We start from the raw sequence: 15264 nt of genomic DNA on the forward strand, positions 1-15264 counted from the left end.
TAAAATCACATTCAACATCATAAAAAAGCCGAACAATGGATTCTACTATTTGGTCTAACTTACTCAAACAATTATTAGAACGGCAATCATTATCCCGGACTCAAGCCGCAGAATTGATGCAAGGATGGATAAATGAAACGATTCCTCTAGAACTGTCAGGGGCAATTTTAATGGCGTTGAACTTTAAAGGCGTATGTGCTGAAGAATTAACAGGAATGGCAGAAGTATTAAAATCCTTGTCTTCCGTACCCATAAACAAGGGCGGGGAGACCCCGCCCCTACGGTTAATTGATACTTGTGGTACAGGTGGTGATGGGGCATCAACCTTTAATATTTCCACTGCTGTAGCCTTTGTAGTGGCTGCTGCTGGTGTACCTGTGGCTAAACATGGTAGTCGTTCAGCCTCCAGTCTCACGGGAAGCGCGGATGTTTTAGAAGCCTTGGGAGTAAATTTGACTGCTGCGAGTGATAAGGTACAAGCAGCAGTACAAGAGGTAGGAATTACATTTTTATTCGCCCCTGGGTGGCATCCAGCCCTGAAAGCAGTTGCCCCATTACGGCGAAATCTCAAAGTGCGGACTGTGTTTAATTTACTAGGACCCCTGGTAAATCCCCTGAATCCTACTGGTCAGGTAATTGGTGTTTTTGATCCTCAACTGATAGAAACCGTTGCTGAAGCTTTAAATCTCTTGGGGACACAAACAGCAATGGTTCTGCATGGACGAGAAAAATTAGATGAAGCTGGTTTGGGCGATATTACCGATTTGGCAGCTTTAAAAGATGGTAAAGTATTGTTAACTACTGTTGATCCCCAGGAAGTTGGTGTGATTCCTGCTCCCATTACCGCTGTTAAGGGTGGTGACGCACAAGAAAATGCGGTGATTCTTAAAAAAGTTTTGCAAGGGAAAGGCACAGAAGCGCAACAGGATATAGTGGCGTTAAATGCTTCCCTGGCATTGCAGGTGGCAGGTGCTGTTCCCTGGCTAAATCATGGTCAAGGGGTGACTGTAGCTAAAGAAATTTTACAAAGCGGTAGCCCTTGGACAAAGTTGGAACATTTAGTGGATTTTCTGAAGGATTAGCTTCTGAGTGGACTTGGGGACGAAATTCGACGACGTTACGTTTGATAGTTAGATCGTAATTACCGAAAAAGTCATGTCCTAAAAGTCCTGTTTCTAATTCTGTACCAGCGATCGCTACTGGGACTTTATTTACTGTCATCCCCCCGGCTTCCATAGAATCAAGATAGCCAATGGGAAATTCCACAGCTTTAGCACTGGCAGTATTCGCTTTAGCCTTGCCGACAGTGACTACACCCAAAGCCGCTGCTATCTTCTGGGTAATTACAGTCCCACTCGCCCCCGTATCCACAATCATCTCAAACCGCTGCGTTCCATTGAAAGTAACTTCAATAATTGGTGTACCACCGACTCGCCGTTTAATTGGGGCAATAAATACCTCGTGGTTGCGAGGGAGGATGGATGGTGGCGAGAGGCTAGGCTTAGATAAGGATGGTTTTAGAGCTTTATCAGCGGGACGGGCAGAAATTATCCCATTACCCGGTCGTTGAGGAACATCAATGACTACTGATTGCGGCTGAGTTACAGAAGATGCTAAATTTTTGGGGTAAGCCTGGCGGCGAGCTAAGGAAATTTGACGGCGATATTCAACGATTTGACGTTGAGCAAAGGCAAAATTGCTACTATTGCGCCTAACTTGCTTCATGAGAGCGATCGCATCTTGCCACTGACTCACCACCAACTTCCAATCATCCACAGATACAGCAGATTGGCTGATACTCTTAGCACCAGCAGCTTTATCTAGAGCCATTTCCAAAGAACTTAATTGGGTGGAAGCAGATGCTTGTGGCGTTGACTTTGGACTAGCTAACAGTTGTTTCCGTTGACTGGAAGAACGGATAGCCGCCAAACTCCCAGTTGATAAAGATTGTTTAGACTCACCAGTTATTGTTGTCTGCTGATCTTGATCACAGGCAACAGTCAAAACCGCTAAACTAACGGAACAAAAAATGAGGGCTGTCCGGGATAAAAAATACTGAAGCATAGTGAATGTTTTAACCGCCCTGGCTGCTCTTCCCAAGTGTACTCCTCCCACCCAATTAAAAATGCTTGACTATTGATCATTTTAAAATTAAAGTTTTGATTGGGAATTTCTGGTAATTTTATATACATATACATGATTTTTTTTGTAAAGGATTGTATAGTAATTACAGGAAGGTTCTGCGTTTTCGATCAATATTATGAATATATTGTCTGTCTGGCATTACCAAATATTATCTGTGAGGAGTTATATCCTCTAGAAAGGTATTTAAGGTTGTCATTTATATACAAGTAGAGGTATTAACCATGTCTAGCGCAGTTTTAATTGATTTTGATCAAATTTATCAAGTTCGAGGCAACAAGGTTAGTTCTGCTGCAAAATTTGATGATCTTGCTTCATATTTTAAAAAAGCATCTAGGGATATCAAAGCTGAGTGGAGCAATTTTTCTTCTGAACAACGTGATTACTTAAGAGATTTTGCCTACTCTTTCATTGAACCAAATCAGGGAGTTACAGGGTTTTTGGAGATCCTCAAATCAAAAATTTATTTGCTTTTTTTGAATCTTAGCTCCCAAAAAGAATCTTATGATGCTTGTCTTAATGCTATTGATTTCTTGGTTGATACAATTCTTGATTGTATTGAGCAAGATGATCCCGGCTATCAGGCTGTTTTATCTGATACCTTAGAGGAATTGCGTTTAAATTACGAACGTATTCCAGAAGTAAAGCCGGAGGATAGTAGTGCCTGGTTGCGAAATATATTCGATAAGGCCATTGCCGAAGTTTGAGCTTAGTCTTGTTAAGCTTGTTAAAACTCACTACAAAAAAAATAAAAGAGCTAGAGATTCATTTGAGACTTTGATACAAAAGTATAGAGAGACTCTTGCAACAGATCCGCTCTTTGATGACTCAGATAGCGAAAATTTTCCTAAAGGTGCTTACAAACCAGATTTTGAATTTAGAAAAATTCGGTTTTTTATGCCGGAACTTCAAGGTGCTTCTCGTAGGGAACGATTTATGTATGTTGTTCATCAAGCTTCTTGTTCTGTCTATCCCATATGGGTTTATACCCATGAAGAATACCCTAAAAGACCTAGCGACCAGGACTTGAAAGAGCAACTGACAATTATAGAAATGAATATTGTAGATGTAGACTCTCCACCTTCATAAACCATGAGAAGATATACCTTTGCTGTCTTCTAAAAAAATAAGTTATAGAAGATATAAAATTCTTTTTTCTCTCCAATTACTAATTACAAATGATCTATGTCCCTATCTGACGCAATACCTGCTCTACTTGTCCTAGCAGATGGTTCTGCTTATCGCGGTTGGTCTTTCGGCGCTACAGGAACTGCCATTGGTGAAATCGTGTTCAATACTGGCATGACCGGATATCAAGAAGTGTTAACCGATCCTAGTTACTGTGGTCAAATCGTCATTTTTACCTATCCCGAACTAGGAAACACTGGTATTAATTCCGAAGACGAAGAATCAAATCAACCCCATGTTAAGGGAGCGATCGCTCGCAATATATGTCATAAACCTAGTAACTGGCGTTCCACCCAATCCCTACCCAACTACCTCCAACAGCACCACATTCCCGGTATTTACGGCATAGATACCCGCGCCCTCACCCGGAAAATTCGGATGTTTGGGGCGATGAATGGCGGCATTTCCACAACAATTCTCGAGGAAACAGAATTGTTAGAAATGGTACAAGCAGCGCCCAACATGACAGGCTTAAACCTAGTCAAAGAAGTCACCACACCAACCGTTTACGAATGGATTGAAGCCACAACCGCCCCTTGGGAATTCAACCCCGAAGCCGTAGCTAAAATTAGCGAAACCTTCACCGTCGTCGCCCTAGACTTTGGCGTCAAGCGGAATATCTTACGCCGTCTCGCCAGTTATGGCTGTCGCGTCATAGTTGTTCCTGCCGATACACAACCAGAAGAAATTCTCAAATACAATCCAGATGGTATTTTCCTCTCCAACGGACCAGGAGACCCCGCCGCGGTTACAGAAGGTATCAACACCACCAGAGCCTTACTAGACAGCCAAAAACCCATATTTGGCATTTGTATGGGACACCAAATTTTAGGTCATGCCCTGGGAGCAGAAACCTTTAAACTAAAATTTGGACATCGCGGTTTAAATCAACCAGCCGGCTTACAAGAAAGAGTCGAAATTACCAGCCAAAACCACAGTTTCGCCCTTGCCCCAGACTCCTTACCCACAGCCACAGTTGAGATCAGCCATTTGAACCTCAATGACCTGACCGTAGCTGGAGTCCGTCACAAGACCCTACCTGTGTTTTCTGTCCAGTACCACCCAGAAGCCAGTCCTGGCCCCCATGATGCCGATTACTTATTTGAGCAGTTTGTCCTAAAAATGCAAGCAGCACGGCAATAAATTTTAGATTTGGGATTGCCGACTTTAGATTGAACTCGCATTTTACATTCACAAACTTGGATTCATGCCAGCAGAGGTAAGGCATAAACCCCAAAAAATCTAAAATCTAAAATCTAAAATCTAAAATCCCCAGGTCATGATGGACATTGGTAATTAGTAAAAAATTTTGCCAGTTCCCAACATAGACAAATTGCTCAAAAACCATCTATACTAGAACGTTTACTTTTAGTAAAAAGAACGAGGAGAAAATCATAGCTGAACCACTAAATCTAACCGTGAGCCTGAGAGGTACACGCGAAGTCCGCGATAGCTGTCAGCTATTCCGCCTCACAGGTTTATTAGACGCTTTCTCTGAGCCAACATTTCGGAAAGTACTCGGCGCTAAAATTGAAGAAGGCCCAAAAAACATCATTTTGGATCTTTCACAAATAGACTTTGTGGATAGTTCTGGCTTGGGTGCGCTGGTACAACTCGCCAAGCAAGCGCAAACCGCTGAAGGCACTTTGCAAATTGTCACTAATGCTCGTGTCACCCAAACCGTTAAGCTTGTTCGTTTAGAAAAATTTCTCTCCCTACAAGTTACAGTTGAAGCAGCCCTAGCAAACATCCCTACAGCTTGATTGCTTGAATGGAAAATCTAAATTAAGCTATCCGATGTCAAATCTGGATAGCTTAATTTTTGGATTATAGTTAGGAGTCAAGAGTCTCTTTCTGTATGGCTTTTACCTGAGATTCTGGATCTCATTCCAGTACATACCGCCATACCAAAGAAGAACCCCTATTTAATGTATGATGTTGGGAGTTAAATATAATTTAAGTTGCTTTAGATAATGACGGCAAAAATTGTCTCCCGATGTAGCGCTTTTTTAAGGAATGATTAATCTGTGAAGTCCAAGGAGGAAACAGGCGAACACGAAGAAGATGAAACCGCTACACAGCATTCATCAGATATCTACCCGTGGTTGGTAAATGCCACGCAACTACCCCAGCAAATATCCCCAGCCCAAATCAAACAGATATCTCCTTCAGCATTAGCCTACTTGGGGGATGCAATTTACGAATTATATGTTAGAATGTTTTATCTGTGGCCACAACAGCGATTGGAAAATTACCATCGTTCCGTAGTGGATCAGGTAAGAGCAGAAACACAAGCGCTACATTTGCGAATGTTAACTCCTTACTTGAGGAGTAACGAATTAGAAATTGTTCGCAGAGGTCGTAACTCTGCTACGAGTCGTCATAAGCGACTAAATCCCGAAATTTATCAACAGGCAACTAGTTTAGAAACCTTAGTTGGCTACCTATATCTTACTGATTACCACCGTTTAACCGAGCTATTACAAAAACTTCCCCTAGAGAAATAGTGAGAAGCTACATCTGGCGATTGTTACTGATTTGTAATGGTTCATTAAATTGATGTCATCGGGCTGTTCACTCATTTAAATCAAACCTCAATACTGTTATGACAAGTCAACCAAAGAAAAATCATTCCGGCGGACAACCAAAACGTGGTCAGCCAGTAAAAATTAAGGGTAAGCGCGTTGTGCCTCAACCTAGCCGTAATCAAGGCAAAAGTGATGGTAAACCCATTTCCGTTAAACCCCGGACATCTCGCTATGGTTCTGAACCATCCCCAGAAGTTACAGGAGACAGAGAAGGTAAATCCTATTCTGCAAAACCTCGCTCTCGCTATGGTTCTGAACCATCCCCAGAAGTTACAGGAGACAGAGAAGGTAAATCCTATTCTGCAAAACCTCGCTCTCGCTACGGCTCTGAACCATCCCCAGAAGTTAGAGGAGACAGAGAAGGTAAATCCTATTCTGCAAAACCTCGCTCTCGCTACGGCTCTGAACCATCCCCAGAAGTTAGGGTAGACAGAGAAGGTAAATCCTATTCTGCAAAACCCCGGACATCTCGCTATGGTTCTGAACCATCCCCAGAAGTTAGGGTAGACAGAGAAGGTAAATCCTATTCTGCAAAACCCCGGACATCTCGCTATGGTTCTGAACCATCCCCAGAAGTTACAGGAGACAGAGAAGGTAAATTCTATTCTGCAAAACCCCGGACATCTCGCTATGGTTCTGAACCATCCCCAGAAGTTAGGGTAGACAGAGAAGGTAAATCATTTTCAGTGAAACCCCGGACATCTCGCTATGGTTCTGAACCATCCCCAGAAGGTAGAGGAGACAGAGAAGGTAAATCATTTTCAGTGAAACCCCGGACATCGCGCTACGGTTCTGAACCATCCTCAGAAATCGCATTACCAAATGAAGGTAAATCCTTCACCACTAGATATCGTCCTTCTTATCAGTCTTCCCAGCAACTTCCAGAAATTACATCCACAGAAGAGACTGATTTAATCTATGGTCGTCATCCAGTTTTGACGGCGTTGGAAAATGAACGCAGTATTAACCGTCTTTGGATTACTACCCGTCTTCGTTATGATCCCAGATTTCACCATTTGATTTTGCAAGCCAAGGATAATGGCGCAGTTATTGATGAAGTTGAACCAATGCGGTTAGACCAAATTACTGGTCGCGCTAACCACCAAGGGATAGCGGCTCAAATTGCTCCTTATGCCTATATTGAATTAGAAGACCTGATTGCTAAGTCCAAATCTATTACTGACCCTGTAATTGTAGTTGCTGATGGTATTACTGATCCCCATAACTTAGGGGCGATTATTCGCACGGCGGAGGCTATTGGCGCTCACGGTTTGGTGATTCCCCAAAGAAGAGCAGCGGGAATTACTTCTACTGTGGTGAAAGTGGCAGCAGGTGCATTAGAAACCTTTCCTGTATCTAGAGTTGTCAACCTGGGTCGCGCTTTAGAACAGTTAAAAGAAGAAGGCTTTTGGATTTATGGAACTGCGGTTACAGGTAGCGAACCATTACAAAGTGTTAAATTTAGCGGACCTGTGGTTTTAGTTGTGGGTGGTGAAGGCGAAGGTCTGGGGATGTTGACACAACGTTCTTGTGATGTTTTGGTGTCTATTCCCTTACAAGGTAAGACTCCTAGCCTCAATGCTTCGGTGGCAACTGGTATGGCACTTTACGAAATTTATCGTCAAAAATCGCAGAATACACTGTATCTTGATAAAATACAGACAATTGCTTTGAAAAAACAATAGTACAAGAACTGATATCGTGGATATTTGTCTGCGAAATCAGTAAATGTAAAAGACAATAAATTTAATCTATTTGTACACGCCCAGTTATCACGTTTATAAATCGGCGAAAACTATGACAACGATTTGGCATAACTTCCAAGAGAGGTTAATTAGTACATTCAATGGACTCGGTCTTGCTTGGTGGGTAGAAGTTGTTACACAAAACCCCCGTTGTACATACTACTTTGGTCCATTTTTCAGTTCTGCGGCAGCTACTAAAGCCAGTAATGGCTATGTAGAAGATTTGGAAATTGAAGGGGCGCAGGGAATTATAGTGAATATCAAACGCTGTAAGCCTAATGTTTTAACAATTGCTGAAGATTTGGGGGAATGGATTGACCGTAAAGTAAAGCCTGTCTTTAGCGGTCAAAATTAGTCTAATTACCAATTTCAGAGGCTGTTATCGTTCCTGGGTTAATCCTGGGAACGAGTTGTGCCTGATTTAAACTTTCACGATTTGGGGGTTGGTGGCTAACCAATTGTCAATATCTCCTAATAACTGTTGGGGTATTTCCCAAGGAAAGAGATGGGCTGTGTTAGGGTAACATTGCCATTGAGAGTTTTTGAGGTGTCGGGCTGTTTCTAAACTGGCATCAGGGGTAATGTGGCGATCTTGTTCACCGGCAAGCACTAGGCTGGGACATTGAATTTGCCAAAGGTCTGGGGTGCGATTATAACCTGCTCTGATGGCACTGTAGAGGGCGTTTGTAGCTGCTCCTGAGGTTTGTAAGTAGGCTGGTAGGGCATCCGTAGCTATGTAATTGTAAGCTGTGGATGTGTGTTGTTGAATCAAGTAGCGAAAGAGCGATCGCTTGCCAAAAGTATTAATATTCCATTGCCAACTGGGTTTTATATAGTTTAATATACCTGCAATTCCTGTATAAATATTGTCTTGCCAAGAAATTCGGGGATGATGCCCCCAGGGTCTAGCGGCTGTAGCTACTAAAATTAAGCCTGTAATCCGTTGGGGTAGGCGCATGGCCAGTTCCATCGCTAAAATGCCTCCTAGCGACCATCCCAATACTAAGAATTTTTCTATTTTTAACTGGTCTAATAGGGCTTCTAGGTCGTCTAAATGATCTTGCATAACAAATTTGCCCTGAAACCGACTTTTGCCGTATCCGCGTAAATCTGGAGCAATGGTTTGGTAGCGTTGTGATAGATGATTTGTGAAGACGGAAAGGCTACGTCCCGAACCAGGATGACCATGTAAACCCAGGATGGGAAATCCTTGACCTTGGGTGTAGAAGTTAAGTGGTACAGTTCTAGGTGTGTGATTGCCCATAAATTTAATTGATTGTGAAACTCTGTCTAAAATGGAGATTTACTCCTTGTTGGGCGCAGGCCCTGCGCCCCTACAATTCTTTATTTTTCGATGTAACCGCCAGCGTAAGTAATTACACACATAGTTTCATAGGTGATGTGATTGCCGTAAGCAACGCCAGTGGCACGAAAAGCTGGGTTAAAAATGTTGGTTCGATGTCCACGGGAGGGGACTCCATCATCAATTATCAATTGCATGATGATATCTGGGGCAGTTTTTTGACCATAGCTGATATTTTCGCCGGCTGTGGTTTGCCATTGACCATAACGATTTAAACGGGTAAAGGGATCACTGCCGTCACTACCAGTATGACCGATTCCACCTTTTACGCCTTGGTCTTTGACGTGATCTTTTGCGGCTAAAGACATCCCTGTGGAGGGATTTAAGACGATAATTGGAGTGGTAGATTTGAGAAAAGCGATCGCTTCATCAACAGCTATAACGCCTTCTTTGGTTTGTAAATAGTAATTTTCAGCAATTTTGATTTTTGTGCCTTCCAATTTCTGTTTCCAGCTTTCTAGAAGCGGTACATAAGCAGCAGGATTTGTTCGCACCAGGTTCATTTCGGCAATTACTGTCTGTTTTAAATCGGAGAGAATGGTCAAATTTGCCTCAGTCATTGATTACCTACAACTGTAAGATAGCGTAATAGGTAATAATAGCAAAAATCCCAGGTGACGCATTCATAACCTCGTTTTCTTGTGAAATTATTGTAGTAGTTAGGACTTACGCACGCTCACTAATTTACCATGATATGAATGAAGGAAATTGCGTCGTTTTCGGCTTTGGGAATAACTTATTGAGTAGGGTGCGTCAGATAGAGGGAATCTGTTTTTTTGTCAAAATATCGTGTCTGACGCACCCTACAAGGGATAAAATTTACGTCACATATTTGGGGAATCTTGTCAATGCGTAAATCCTAGTAGTAATCTTTTTGGAAACTACCTATTATCTGTTGTAATCTTCTTTGCTATTAAATGTAAAGTATGATCGGGCTAATATTTGATTTTTGAAATATACGTAAGGTGGGAATCCCCCATTAATTTATTCTGACTACTGACTCCTGCTTCAATAAAATAGGAATTGAGAAGCGAAAAGTTATCCTCATCACTTCTCATAAGACTACTCCTTACACTTACTGTAATTAGAACACTTAATTAATAAGTGCCACCTCTAGCTAAAGGTGCAGATTTATTGGCAACAACTATGAAACTTGTATAAATTATTGCCTAACCATTAGATTTTATGGTTTACCTTGCAATATTTCTTCTACTTCTGTGAGTTTTACAGGTCCAGCAAAATTTGGACTGGTGATAATAAAAGATGGTGTACCACCTAATCCTAATTGTTGGGCTAATAATAGGTCTTTTTCGATGGATTTATTAGCTAATTTGCGATCATTATCAAATTTTGTGAGGTTTAAATTGAGCTTTTTGGCAATATTTAAATATAAAGTCTCACCCAATTGTTTCTGATTGGTAAACAGGGCATCATGATATTCCCAAAACTTACCTTGTTGATATGCTGCCCAAGCTGCTGTAGCTGCGGGTAATGCTTGATCATGAATTTGATAAAGGGGAAAATGTTTATAAACTAAGGTGAATTTATTCGGATATTTTGCCAATAAATCTTTGAGTGTTTGATGTGCCTCGGCACAATAAGGACATTCAAAATCTGAAAATTCTATCAATACCGTTTTTGATTTGGTTGCACCAATTGTGGGAGAATCACCAATTACGGATTGAGGATTTGCTTGAAAATTATTGATAAATTCTTGCCGTGATTTTTGGATATTCTGTTGCTGTTGCTGCTGATATGCTCCCACAGATTCAATAATTATTTCTGGGTGTTTGCGGATAATTTCTAGAACTTGTTTTTCTAGTTGAGGGTCTATTTTAGTCTCAGCTTGGACGGGAAGTGACCAGCTTAATATCAGACAGATCAAGCTAACAATTGCTAAATTGCGAAAATGAGTAAAAATTTTGAACATTTGTCAAAGATAGATAACTAGCAATGTAATTTTATCAAGTAGCAGAGAAAACAGCAGTTGTAAAAATTATCCCTATGTCTTTTATCATTATCAGTATTATTGGTTTAAACTTGGCTGAATAGGGAAGAGATAGAGGGGTAGGGAACAGGGAGCAGGGGGAAATAATTACCAACGGACAACGGACAATTGACCGAAAAATTTTAGATTTTGGATTTTAGATTTTGGATTGGGAATTTTCGGTACAAGCCCCGCCCCTTCAGGGCGGAATTAATCCATTTACGGATGCGGTGTTGAAGAAGTTAAGCGGTTAGAAACCGCAGCCATACAAACAAAACCCATCTTCATGGGTTTAAAATTAACGCAAGTATAAGGGAAGGGCGGGGAAACCCCTACAGGTTTTACAATTTAAGGCGTTGCTGAATTGAGGTATGAAATTCCCAAATTGAATCTTTAAAACTCAAACCTCAGTGCGTCTTTGCTACGGCAGTCGCTCATGGGGGAAACCCCCAAGACCGCGCTGCCTCGCCTTTGCGTGAGACTAAAATTCATACCCTTAATCAGCAACGCCCAATTTAATAATTCTGAAAATCTGATTCTATGCAGCTACATCTTAGATTTGGTATAAGGAATACTGAAGACTAAGCGATAATAGTAGAAAAGGAAAAAAATAGATGCCAGAAAATCTTAAAAGTAAAGCTATCACACAAGGGGTACAGCGATCGCCTAACCGTGCCATGCTGCGGGCTGTAGGTTTTCAAGATGAAGACTTTAACAAGGCCATAGTCGGTATAGCCAACGGTTACAGCACCATCACCCCTTGTAACATGGGGATTAATAAACTAGCACAAAGGGCAGAAGCCGCAGTCAAAACCGCCGGTGCCATGCCCCAAATTTTCGGGACAATTACTGTCAGTGACGGGATTTCCATGGGAACAGAAGGGATGAAATACTCCCTAGTATCACGGGAAGTCATCGCTGATTCCATTGAAACAGCCTGTAGCGCCCAAAGTATGGACGGTGTATTGGCCATTGGTGGTTGTGATAAAAATATGCCTGGGGCAATGTTAGCAATGGCGCGGATGAATATCCCTGCTATCTTTGTGTATGGTGGAACAATCAAACCCGGACATTATGAGGGTAAAGACTTAACCGTTGTCAGTTCCTTTGAAGCCGTTGGTCAATACAGCGCTGGCAAAATTGACGAAAATGAACTGTTAGCTGTTGAACGCGGTGCTTGTCCCGGTGCAGGGTCATGTGGTGGGATGTTTACAGCCAATACCATGTCTTCAGCATTTGAAGCAATGGGCATGAGTTTACCCTATTCCTCGACAATGGCTGCCGAAGACCCAGAAAAAGCCGACAGTACGGAAAAATCTGCTCAAGTTTTAGTAGAAGCCATTCGCAAGCAGATATTACCTCGGACAATCATCACCCGGAAATCTATAGAAAACGCCATATCTGTAATTATGGCCGTGGGTGGTTCAACCAATGCCGTATTACATTTTTTAGCGATCGCTCGCGCTGCTGGTGTAGAATTAACCATAGACGACTTTGAAACCATTCGTGGACGAGTTCCCGTCATTTGTGATTTAAAACCCAGTGGTAAATATGTCGCCACAGACTTACACAAAGCCGGCGGCATTCCCCAAGTCATGAAAATGCTGTTAGTCCATGACTTACTGCATGGAGACTGTATCACCATTTCCGGGCAGACCATCGCCGAAGTATTAGCAGATATCCCCCCAGAACCACGCCCAGACCAAGACGTAATTCGTCCGTGGCATAAACCCATGTATGCCCAGGGACACCTAGCCATTCTCAAGGGCAACCTCGCCACAGAAGGGGCAGTAGCAAAAATTACCGGAGTCAAAAAGCCAGTTATTACAGGACCTGCCAGAGTATTTGAATCAGAAGAATCCTGTTTAGATGCCATCTTAGCCGGAAAAATCATCGCCGGTGATGTCATTGTGATCCGTTACGAAGGACCAAAAGGCGGACCCGGTATGCGGGAAATGTTAGCCCCTACCTCCGCCATTATTGGTGCTGGTTTAGGAGACTCCGTAGGATTAATTACCGACGGACGTTTCTCCGGTGGTACTTACGGCATGGTAGTCGGCCACGTTGCCCCAGAAGCGGCTGTAGGCGGTAACATCGCCCTAGTAGAAGAAGGTGATAGCATTACCATAGATGCCAATGCCCGTTTGTTACAACTCAATGTATCAGAAGCAGAATTAGATATTCGTCGCGCAAATTGGCAACCACTTCCACCCAGATACACAAAAGGCGTACTTGGGAAATATGCCAAACTGGTAGCTTCCAGTAGTGTAGGTGCAGTTACCGATTTAGACTTATTTGCTAATTAGAATTATATTAGATCCCCGACTTCTTAAAGAAGTCGGGGATCTGAAATTTAATATATTTGAAGCTTATGCAGCTAAATCCAAACTTATCAGACACAGTTATTCAACGTTGGCAAATATTAAAAAATGGTGTTCATACTTTCACCCAATCTGTACAACAAAAAGCCACACAAACAACAGATAATACTAAAGCTTATTTAGAAAATAATTGGCAAAATGTCGAGAAGATTACTAACAATACATCAGAAGTAATCCAAAAAAATATTAATACTGCTATTCATGATTCATTATCACAATATCCCTGGTTTTTACAAATATTAGAAATATTCACATGGGGAATAAATCATCCTGTGCGAGGGGTAATAATTTTATTATTTACAATTGCTGTGCTTTCGAGTATTATCAAAGCAATTGTTAAAATTATAGGAACAGCTAGTTGGTCAATTTTTAAAATTCCTTTTATTTTATTACAAAAATTCTTAAAATCTCTTTGGATAATATTTAGCCAAGTTGGAATTTTCGGACTTGGAAAAATTCAACCTAATCAGTTCAATTATAGTAAACAGCAACGGTTAGCAGAAATTTCCCGTCGTTTAGAAGTTATTCACAATGAACAAAAAGCACTATTACAAGAAGCTGCTAAACTCATGAAATCAGATAATAGGATGATTATTCCCTTTGCGTCGGAAAAGTACCAATTAAATGAACCACAAAGACACGAAGAACACGAAGAAATAAAAGAAGAAGAGAAGTAATATTAAATATTTATCTGCGTTTATTGGCGTTCATCAGCGTTCAATTTTTAAAACCCTATATAGTCGAAAAAGACTAACAGTAAGGAGGCATCTGTTTAATTATCTCATCTTCTGCACCAGATACAAACTTAGCAAACCGCACAGCTAAAGGAGGAACAAAGATAAAAGGACTATTGAAACCAGAAAATAGATGCAGTCCTGAAAATTCAGAAATAGCACCAATTAAACCCACATTCCGCACCCTTAACTGTCACAATCGGTTATTACGAAATTTACTTCATGAGAAAGGAGTAAAAAATTAGGACTTACGCATTGACAAAAAACATTATCTATGTGTGCTAGATCATGCGATCGCTATTAAGATTAGCAAAAATATGCTCACGCAAAACTAAAGTAAACAGATTCCGTTGTACTTCATACCAATTGCTAATTATATTTTCAGAGCGCATAAACTCCAATTTCACAAAAGCTTGAAGTGAACAAAATATATGTGTTTTGATTGCATGGGTATCTCTAACCATAAACCGACAAATTCCACATACTTGTTTTATGGCTCGATGAAAGGTTTCAATACCCCAATGAGTATCATGAATTGTGACGAAGGTACTTCTGGTTATGTCTTGGATTTTTTCCTCATCTGGCAGATATAAAATATAATGTCTAGAGTCTTCTTTTTTAAAGTCTTTCCTAAACAACTTTATAAATCCAAATTCTTTCAGATGAGTTCTTAATCCTTCTTCAGGAATAGCCAGAGTGCTTACCTGACAATACTTGTGTGGCTCATTGGAAACAGTTCTATTTTTTTCAATTCCGAATAGGAAACCCAATTTCTGGTTTTTTAGAAATTTCAAGTTTTCTACTCCAGAATACCAACTATCTCCTGTTACCATTCTGGGTTTAACTCCCCAGCTTATTATTTCACTCACCATTTCTCTAAAATAATCGTTTTTTGTTTTCCCTCCTTTTTATCATATATTCTGTAATTAATTGGTACTGAATTACCACTAATGTCAATGTAGTATAAAGTGATTAAATTTAAACCGATAATAGTTTTATAAACTTTCCCTGACCAAAAATAACTGATTAATTCCGCATTTTTAGGGTCGCTGTAAATCTTTTCTATGACTGTATCGTCTACCATAGTTGGGTACGAGCGATATCACAAAATATGTCCTATTGAGCGTGATTAGTGC

General features: G+C 41.0%; 15 protein-coding genes and 1 pseudogene. 10 read left to right on the forward strand and 6 right to left on the reverse strand.

The features are described 5' to 3' along the window. The first annotated feature begins 35 nt into the window (after positions 1–35). Complete coding sequence (trpD, locus tag CA730_RS01640) at positions 36–1082, forward strand: anthranilate phosphoribosyltransferase (RefSeq protein WP_096663158.1); 1047 nt, start codon at positions 36–38, stop codon at positions 1080–1082. Here trpD and CA730_RS01645 read toward each other — a convergent pair. Beyond that, on the reverse strand, positions 1012–2064 hold the full coding sequence (locus CA730_RS01645) for a retropepsin-like aspartic protease family protein (RefSeq protein WP_096663161.1): 1053 nt from the start codon (positions 2062–2064) through the stop codon (positions 1012–1014). The two genes, trpD and CA730_RS01645, sit on opposite strands and share 71 nt — an antisense overlap. A 302-nt stretch (positions 2065–2366) precedes the next feature. Here CA730_RS01645 and CA730_RS01650 point away from each other — a divergent pair, with 302 nt between their 5' ends. The 7 genes from CA730_RS01650 to CA730_RS01680 all read left to right on the forward strand — a co-directional run bounded on the left by CA730_RS01650 (position 2367) and on the right by CA730_RS01680 (position 8018). Continuing rightward, positions 2367–2849 (forward strand): hypothetical protein, encoded by a 483-nt coding sequence (locus CA730_RS01650; RefSeq protein ID WP_096663164.1) that lies wholly within the window; start codon positions 2367–2369, stop codon positions 2847–2849. After that, positions 2836–3231, forward strand: a complete 396-nt coding sequence (locus CA730_RS01655; protein ID WP_231939945.1) for a hypothetical protein — start codon at positions 2836–2838, stop codon at positions 3229–3231. The genes CA730_RS01650 and CA730_RS01655 overlap by 14 nt, the downstream gene beginning before the upstream one ends. Before the next feature lie 96 nt (positions 3232–3327). Then, complete coding sequence (carA, locus tag CA730_RS01660; RefSeq protein ID WP_096663167.1) at positions 3328–4473, forward strand: glutamine-hydrolyzing carbamoyl-phosphate synthase small subunit; 1146 nt, start codon at positions 3328–3330, stop codon at positions 4471–4473. A gap of 248 nt (positions 4474–4721) precedes the next feature. Beyond that, a complete protein-coding gene (locus tag CA730_RS01665; RefSeq protein ID WP_172891246.1) occupies positions 4722–5093 on the forward strand; it encodes an STAS domain-containing protein in 372 nt (123 codons plus the stop codon). A 264-nt stretch (positions 5094–5357) separates the two neighbouring features. Beyond that, on the forward strand, positions 5358–5837 hold the full coding sequence (locus CA730_RS01670; protein WP_096663173.1) for a Mini-ribonuclease 3: 480 nt from the start codon (positions 5358–5360) through the stop codon (positions 5835–5837). Positions 5838–6604: 767 nt separating this feature from the next. After that, positions 6605–7603: a 23S rRNA (guanosine(2251)-2'-O)-methyltransferase RlmB gene (gene rlmB, locus CA730_RS01675; protein WP_096671205.1), complete on the forward strand. Its 999-nt coding sequence runs from the start codon at positions 6605–6607 to the stop codon at positions 7601–7603. A gap of 112 nt (positions 7604–7715) precedes the next feature. After that, positions 7716–8018: a DUF1816 domain-containing protein gene (locus CA730_RS01680; protein ID WP_096663176.1), complete on the forward strand. Its 303-nt coding sequence runs from the start codon at positions 7716–7718 to the stop codon at positions 8016–8018. Positions 8019–8084: 66 nt separating this feature from the next. Here CA730_RS01680 and CA730_RS01685 read toward each other — a convergent pair whose 3' ends face one another. From CA730_RS01685 to CA730_RS01695, 3 genes are all read right to left on the reverse strand, one after another. Then, entirely contained in the window at positions 8085–8927 is an 843-nt protein-coding gene (locus tag CA730_RS01685) for an alpha/beta fold hydrolase (protein WP_096663179.1), read from the reverse strand. Between the two features lie 80 nt (positions 8928–9007). Then, positions 9008–9586, reverse strand: a complete 579-nt coding sequence (locus CA730_RS01690; protein WP_096663182.1) for a CAP domain-containing protein — start codon at positions 9584–9586, stop codon at positions 9008–9010. Between the two features lie 623 nt (positions 9587–10209). Next, positions 10210–10956 carry a DsbA family protein gene (locus tag CA730_RS01695; protein ID WP_096663185.1) on the reverse strand — a complete coding sequence of 249 codons (747 nt, stop codon included), beginning with the start codon at positions 10954–10956 and terminating at the stop codon, positions 10210–10212. A 671-nt stretch (positions 10957–11627) separates the two neighbouring features. Here CA730_RS01695 and ilvD point away from each other — a divergent pair. Then, complete coding sequence (gene ilvD, locus CA730_RS01700; RefSeq protein ID WP_096663188.1) at positions 11628–13319, forward strand: dihydroxy-acid dehydratase; 1692 nt, start codon at positions 11628–11630, stop codon at positions 13317–13319. A 65-nt stretch (positions 13320–13384) separates the two neighbouring features. After that, entirely contained in the window at positions 13385–14071 is a 687-nt protein-coding gene (locus CA730_RS01705; RefSeq protein WP_197705486.1) for a hypothetical protein, read from the forward strand. Positions 14072–14144: 73 nt separating this feature from the next. Here the strand turns inward: CA730_RS01705 and CA730_RS01710 are convergent, their stop codons facing one another. Further along, positions 14145–14303 (reverse strand): hypothetical protein, encoded by a 159-nt coding sequence (locus tag CA730_RS01710; protein ID WP_197705487.1) that lies wholly within the window; start codon positions 14301–14303, stop codon positions 14145–14147. 106 nt (positions 14304–14409) lie between these two features. Continuing rightward, positions 14410–15209: pseudogene (locus CA730_RS01715) on the reverse strand (IS701 family transposase); the annotation flags it as partial. Positions 15210–15264: the final 55 nt, after the last annotated feature.

It is taken from the genome of Dolichospermum compactum NIES-806, assembly GCF_002368115.1.
Classification (GTDB): domain Bacteria; phylum Cyanobacteriota; class Cyanobacteriia; order Cyanobacteriales; family Nostocaceae; genus Dolichospermum; species Dolichospermum compactum.